The following is a 6,694-nucleotide window of genomic DNA, read 5'->3' as shown; positions in this document are numbered from 1 at the left end:
GGCACCGCGTCCTTCACCCCGGCGAGCCCGGCGACCGCACCTGCCACCGCGCCGCCCAGCATGTTGGCGGGGATGACCTGCGCCGGCCGCGCCGCCGCGAACGGGATCGCGCCCTCGGAGATGCCGAAGCAGCCCATGAACAGCGAGGCCAGACCGGTCTCCCGCTCCTGCTCGGTGTAGAGCCGCTGCCGTATCAACGTGGCCAGGCCCTGGCCGAGCGGCATCACCGGGATCGCCGCCGCGCACATGCCCATGACGGCCTGGTTGCCGGTCGCGATGAGCCCCGCGCCGAACAGGAACGCCGTCTTGTTGACCGGGCCGCCCATGTCGAACGCGATCATCAGCCCGAGGATCGTGCCGAGCAGGATCGCGCTGGTGCCGGTCATCCCGCCGAGCCAGTCGGTCAGATGCTCGAACACCCAGGAGATCGGCTTCCCGATGACGTAGACGAAGAACAGTCCGAGCGCCGTCGTCGCCACGATCGGGATCACGATGATCGGCATGATCGGCTGTACGAACTTCGGGACCCGGACCTTCTTGATCCACAGCACCAGATACCCGGCGAGGAACCCGGTCACGATCGCCCCGATGAACCCGGCGCCCGCCTTCGAGCCGTACAGCGCACCGGTGTTGGCGATCCAGCCGCCGATCATGCCCGGCACGAGCGCGGGCCGGTCGCCGATGGCGTAGGCGATGTAACCGGACAGGATCGGCACCATCAGTGTGAAACCGATCACGCCGATGTTGTTCACGTCCATCCAGAAGGAGTCCTTCGGGATGACCAGACCGCCGGAGGGGTTCGGATGGCCGCCGAGCGACAGCGAGATCGCGATCAGCAGCCCGCCGACCACGACGAACGGGATCATGTAACTGACCCCGTTCATCAGCGCCTTGTACGCGACGCTCCGCTCGCGGCCACCCGGCGCAGCCGCCACGGCCGTCCCGGCCGCCGTGTGCACGGGCGCGGACCGCACCTGCTCGATCAGCCGCTCGGGATGGCGAATGCCCTCGGCGACCCCGACCACGAGGACCCGCTTGCCGGTGAAGCGGCTCAGGTCAACGTCCTTGTCCGCGGCGACGATCACGCCGTCAGCGGTGCTGACATCGTTGTCATCGAGAATGTTTTCAGCCCCGATGGATCCCTGCGTCTCCACCTTCATGTCGATGCCACGGCTCGCGGCGGCCTGGGCGAGTTTCTCCGCCGCCATGTACGTGTGTGCGATGCCGGTCGGGCACGCGGTCACCGCGAGCAGCTTCAACCGCTGCCGCTCGTCACCGCCGCTGCCCGTGGGGGGAGGGCCGGCCGTACTCGTCACGTCGTTCTCCTAACACCTTTGTCACACGGAACGCCGTCCCGGACGTCCCGCAGGATCGATCAGAGGCTCCTGATCTCCCCGCATCCTGCAACATCCGCCGCCCGACTCAACAACGCGAACATCCTGATCGCCCGCGTCCACCTCTTCCGTCCGACGTTCGTACGCATCCCTTTGTCGCGCTCCCTGAGGCCCGATCCGGCGCCGGGCGCCCGCTCGGTTCGGCTGGAACTGTCCGGAGCGGACTGGGGACCGCCGGTCCTACCGGTGTAACTTGGGACGGAGCCAGACGTCGCTGCTGATGGCGGTCGGGCGGTCCCACCGCGGACCGGCCGAGGGAGAGAGGGCCTCCGACGGACTGCGCTGCGCGCACGCGGGCATGCCTGTGTCCTCCTTGGGGCACCCCTGTGTCCGCCGCCGCGCAGACCAGCCGTACCCACCTCGCCCCAACCCCGAGGAGTACCTCGCAATGACGACTGTCGACAACCGACAGGACTTCAAGGTCGCCGATCTCTCCCTGGCCGAGTTCGGCCGCAAGGAGATCACCCTCGCCGAGCACGAGATGCCCGGCCTGATGTCGATCCGCCGGGAGTTCGCCGCCAGCCAGCCGCTGGCCGGCGCCCGCATCATGGGCTCGCTGCACATGACCGTGCAGACCGCCGTCCTCATCGAGACCCTGGTCGCCCTCGGCGCCGAGGTCCGCTGGGTGTCCTGCAACATCTTCTCCACCCAGGACCACGCGGCCGCCGCCATCGCCGTCGGCCCGAACGGCACGCCCGAGAACCCCCAGGGCATCCCGGTCTTCGCCTGGAAGGGCGAGACCCTGGAGGAGTACTGGTGGTGCACGGAGCAGGCGCTGACCTGGCCGAACACCCCCACCGGCGGCCCGAACATGATCCTGGACGACGGCGGCGACGCCACCATGCTCGTCCACAAGGGCGTCGAGTACGAGAAGGCCGGCAAGGTCCCCTCCCTCGACACCGCCGAGTCCGACGAGCACCGCGTCGTCCTCCAGGTCCTCACCCGCACCATCACCGACGGCTCGCAGAAGTGGACCCAGCTCGCCTCGGAGATCCGCGGCGTGACCGAGGAGACCACGACCGGCGTGCACCGTCTCTACGAGATGCACCGTGACGGCACCCTCCTGTTCCCGGCGATCAACGTGAACGACGCCGTCACCAAGTCGAAGTTCGACAACAAGTACGGCTGCCGCCACTCCCTGATCGACGGCATCAACCGCGCCACCGACGTCCTCATCGGCGGCAAGACCGCGGTCGTCCTCGGCTACGGCGACGTGGGCAAGGGCTGCGCGGAGTCCCTGCGCGGACAGGGCGCCCGCGTGATCGTCACCGAGATCGACCCGATCTGCGCGCTGCAGGCGGCGATGGACGGCTACCAGGTCACGACGCTGGACGAGGTCGTCGACAAGGGCGACATCTTCATCACCACGACCGGCAACAAGGACATCATCATGGCCGCGGACATGGCCAAGATGAAGCACCAGGCGATCGTCGGCAACATCGGTCACTTCGACAACGAGATCGACATGGCCGGCCTGGCGAAGATCCCGGGCATCGTCAAGGACGAGGTCAAGCCGCAGGTCCACACCTGGAAGTTCCCCGACGGCAAGGTCCTCATCGTGCTGTCCGAGGGCCGCCTGCTGAACCTGGGCAACGCCACCGGCCACCCCTCGTTCGTGATGTCCAACTCTTTCGCGGACCAGACACTGGCCCAGATCGAGCTGTTCACCAAGCCCGAGGAGTACCCGACCGACGTCTACGTGCTGCCCAAGCACCTCGACGAGAAGGTCGCCCGCCTCCACCTGGACGCGCTCGGCGTGAAGCTGACCACGCTCAGCCCCGAGCAGGCCTCGTACATCGGCGTCGAGGTCGAGGGCCCGTACAAGTCGGACCACTACCGCTACTGAGCCGACGACTCCGCCCGCTGTGACCGTGTCCGTGCACTGACGCGGTCCTCAGCGGCGGGTCCTCAGCAGCAGATCCTCCGAGGCAGGCCCCCGCACCCCCGTGCCGGGGGCCTGCCCCTTTGGTTCCTTTGGCCGGACCGGCCCGTCAAGACCCAGGACCCCGATGCCCCGCGGCCGATATTCGCTCCACGATCCGCACGATCACACCCCCTTCGCAGACGAGCACTTCCAGTGCGCCCCCGGCCCTTCCGGCTGGCGCTACGTCTCCCAACTCACCACCCCCTCCGGCGATCACCACGGCTCCGTCGACCTCACCCTCGACGAACTCGGCCGCCCCATCCGGCTGGAACTCCACGCGGCGAGCTGGCAGGTGCGCGGCGCCGCCCTCGACGGCGTCACCTGGGTCCGCACCGACCCCACCGGCACCGATGCCGCCGAAGGCAATGTCCGCGCCCACGCCTTCACCGGCACCTCCCCCGCGTTCCTCATCGCCACCACCCGTCTCCTGCGCCTCACCCCTTCCTCCGCCGCGACCCGCGTCCGCCTCGTCACCTTCACGGATCCGGTCCTCGCCCCGCGCACCGTGGACCAGTCCTGGGCTCTGCTGAAAAGAGAAACACACGGCACTGACAACGGCCCTCTGACCGTGGACGAGTACCAGGTCACAGCCCTGGACACGGGCGAGCAGCACGCTGTGCACATCGCCGGCGACGTCGTGCTCGCGGCACCCGGCATCGAGTTGGAGGAGCTGGAGTCGCCGCCGTCCGTCTTCGGCTGAGCGACGCCGTTCCCCGTCGGCCGCGGGGCAGTGGATTCCGGTCCGGCCGGTGAGAGGGCGCGGTCGGCAGATTCAGGCGGGCGGCGCGAATCCGGTGGAGGGCTGAGGATCGGCGGGCGATTCCTTCTGCGGCGTCGGGGGCCGCGGGCCGGGCGCGGATGAGACCGGATCGGCTCCCATGCCGCCCGCGGCGGGAGAAGAAGGAGCGGCTGGGGCCGACCAGGAAACGGGAGCAGGCGCGGGAGCAGAGCCGAAAGGCTGAGGGGGAGCCGAAGGCTGCTGAGGAGCCGACGACGGCTGAAGCGCCGCGTTGCCGAACACGCCCGGCACCCCGGTCCCAGGCCTGAACCTGCCGGCCGGTGCGCCTCCGAACGCCTGAGACGGCGAATACGCGCCCGCCCCGCCGTTCCCGAGGGCCCGCCGCACGTCCCGCGCCTGCCGCTCCTGAACCACCGCCGCCAGATATGCGGCCGGCGGAACACCCTGCGGCGCCGGGGCTCCCGTACGGGCCACCAGATCCGTCGCGAGCCGCTCGGCCATCGCCCAACCCACCTGCGGATCCAACTGCTGCATCCGCGTCAGGTACTGCCGGATGGCCAGCCACAACCCATCGGGAACGGCAGACAGATCAAGCTCGGCGAAACGTCCCGTCAGCCAGGGCGGCGGAGGCGGCACGAAGGACGTCTGTCCCGCGGGCACCCTTTCCCGTACGACCAGAGTGCCCGCGAACACATCCCCGAGTCGCCGACCACGCGCCGAAACGAGCGAGGCGATACAGGCGACGGTCCCGAACGTCATCAGGATCTCGATCACACCGATCGCACCCCGCACCAGCGCGTGCCGGAACCGGATCGGCCCGCCGTCGTCCCGCACCACTCGCAGCCCGAACGCCAGCTTCCCGAGCGAACGCCCGTGACTCAGCGTCTCCACCGCTATGGGCGCGCCCACCAGCACCAGTACGAAGGCCGCGATCGACAGCGCGATCTGCGCCGCGTCGTCCAAAGAGGCCGTGGAGAACATCAGAGCCACGCTCACACCGATGTAGGCGGCCATGGCCACGATCAGATCGAGCAACACCGCCAGCGCCCTGCTGGGCAGCCTCGCGGGGCGCAACTCCAGCGCCACTGCCTCGCCCGTCACCAGCTCACTCACGCCCGCCGCCCTTCCCCTGCCCTGCCCCTGGAACAGCCAGTCTGCCAAGCTGAGGGCACATCGCGCCCCAGTACGACAAGCTGATCCCCAACGAGCAGTCGACGAGCAGCCGAGGAGCAGGCAACCAGATGGACCTCGACGTCTTCGTCTCGGCCCACCGAGCCGAGTGGGACCGCCTCGACGCGCTGCTCCGCCGCCAGCGTCGCCTCAACGGCGCCGAGGCCGACGAACTCGTCGCCCTCTACCAGCGGACGGCCACCCATCTCTCCCTGATCCAGTCCAGTGCTCCGGACCCCCAGCTCACCGGTCGGCTCAGCCAACTCGTGGCACGCGCGCGTAGTGCGGTGACAGGAACCCGTCGTGCCTCCTGGCGTGATGTCACACACTTCCTGGGGCACAGTTTTCCGGCCGCGGTATACAGAGCACGCCACTGGTGGGTTCCCACCGCGCTGCTGTCGACGGTGGTCGCGATCCTCCTAGGCTGGTGGATAGGTACCCACCCCGAGGTGCAGTCCTCCATCGCGGCCCCGAGCCAACTGCGCCAACTCACCCGTCCCGGCGGCGAGTACGAGACCTACTACTCCAGCCACCCCGCAGCGGCCTTCTCGGCGCAGGTCTGGACGAACAATGCCCAAGCCGCCGCGATGTGCCTGGTCCTTGGAGTCTTCCTGGGCCTGCCGGTCCTCTGGATCCTCTTCGAGAACATGCTCAACCTCGGAGTCGGCATCGGCCTGATGTCATCGGCCGGCCGGCTCGACACGTTCCTCGGCCTGATCCTCCCGCACGGCCTGCTCGAACTCACGGCAGTCTTCGTAGCGGCGGGTACGGGCATGCGCCTCGGCTGGACCCTCATCGACCCCGGCCCGCGCTCGCGCCGAACGGCCCTGGCCGAAGAGGGCCGAGCAGCCGTGGGCATGGCCATCGGCCTGGCCCTGGTCCTGTTCGTCTCCGGCGCCATCGAAGGCTTCGTCACCCCGTCGGGCCTCCCCACCTGGGCCCGCATCGGCATCGGCGTCATCGCCGAAGGCGCCTTCCTGTCGTACGTCTACGTCCTGGGCGGTCGCGCCGTACGCGACGGTGAGACAGGCGACGTCGAGGCATCCGAACGCAGCTCAACCGTCCCTACGGCTGCCTGATGTGCGGGCACTCCCGCTGAGCTGCTAGTCTCCTCTTCGCCCCAAAGGAGCCGTTGACACGGACCGGTCGGGGAGGTAGATTCGAACAGTTGCCTAGAACTGGATCTGATCCGGTCGGCAGCAGCGAGTGTCTGTCTGCTTCTGGGAACTTCGATTCCAAAGAAGCCACACTCCCGATGATTCGGAAAAGAGCGGCCGGTAAGTCCGGCCCGGAACTTCTGATAAAGTCGGAGTCGCCGGAAAGGGAAACGCGGAAGCGGGAACCTGGAAAGCACCGAGGAAATCGGGACCGGAAACGGTCTGATAGAGTCGGAAACGCAAGACCGAAGGGAAAAGCCCGGAGGAAAGCCCGAGAGGGTGAGTACAAAGGAAGCGTCCGTTCCTTGAG

5 protein-coding genes are annotated in these 6,694 nt (G+C 68.4%); 3 read left to right on the top strand and 2 right to left on the bottom strand.

Going from position 1 to position 6,694, the window contains the following annotated elements; genetic code table 11:
* Positions 1-1,316: PTS fructose transporter subunit IIC (locus R6V09_RS42330; RefSeq protein ID WP_317886807.1), on the bottom strand; the 1,316-nt coding region annotated here is incomplete at its 3' end.
* Between the two features lie 466 nt (positions 1,317-1,782).
* Between R6V09_RS42330 and ahcY the strand changes: the two genes are divergently transcribed.
* Entirely contained in the window at positions 1,783-3,240 is a 1,458-nt protein-coding gene (ahcY, locus tag R6V09_RS42325) for an adenosylhomocysteinase (protein ID WP_317886806.1), read from the top strand.
* 163 nt (positions 3,241-3,403) lie between these two features.
* Positions 3,404-4,018: a hypothetical protein gene (locus R6V09_RS42320; protein WP_317886805.1), complete on the top strand. Its 615-nt coding sequence runs from the start codon at positions 3,404-3,406 to the stop codon at positions 4,016-4,018.
* Positions 4,019-4,090: 72 nt separating this feature from the next.
* Here R6V09_RS42320 and R6V09_RS42315 read toward each other — a convergent pair whose 3' ends face one another.
* Positions 4,091-5,170 carry an RDD family protein gene (locus tag R6V09_RS42315; protein ID WP_317886804.1) on the bottom strand — a complete coding sequence of 360 codons (1,080 nt, stop codon included), beginning with the start codon at positions 5,168-5,170 and terminating at the stop codon, positions 4,091-4,093.
* A gap of 128 nt (positions 5,171-5,298) precedes the next feature.
* Between R6V09_RS42315 and R6V09_RS42310 the strand changes: the two genes are divergently transcribed.
* Entirely contained in the window at positions 5,299-6,306 is a 1,008-nt protein-coding gene (locus R6V09_RS42310) for a stage II sporulation protein M (protein WP_317886803.1), read from the top strand.
* The last annotated feature ends 388 nt before the right edge of the window (positions 6,307-6,694 follow it).

Origin of the sequence: Streptomyces sp. W16, from assembly GCF_033194735.1 — a bacterium.
GTDB lineage: Bacteria > Actinomycetota > Actinomycetes > Streptomycetales > Streptomycetaceae > Streptomyces.
The sequence above is the reverse complement of the archived record's forward strand: the minus strand, read 5'-3'. Positions and strand labels throughout refer to the sequence as shown.

Bases quoted from the DNA above. Each gene is read 5' to 3' on its own strand.
- ahcY (WP_317886806.1), top strand. From the start codon at position 1,783: ATGACGACTGTCGACAACCGACAGGACTTCAAGGTCGCCGATCTCTCC.
- R6V09_RS42320 (WP_317886805.1), top strand. From the start codon at position 3,404: ATGCCCCGCGGCCGATATTCGCTCCACGATCCGCACGATCACACCCCC.
- R6V09_RS42310 (WP_317886803.1), top strand. From the start codon at position 5,299: ATGGACCTCGACGTCTTCGTCTCGGCCCACCGAGCCGAGTGGGACCGC.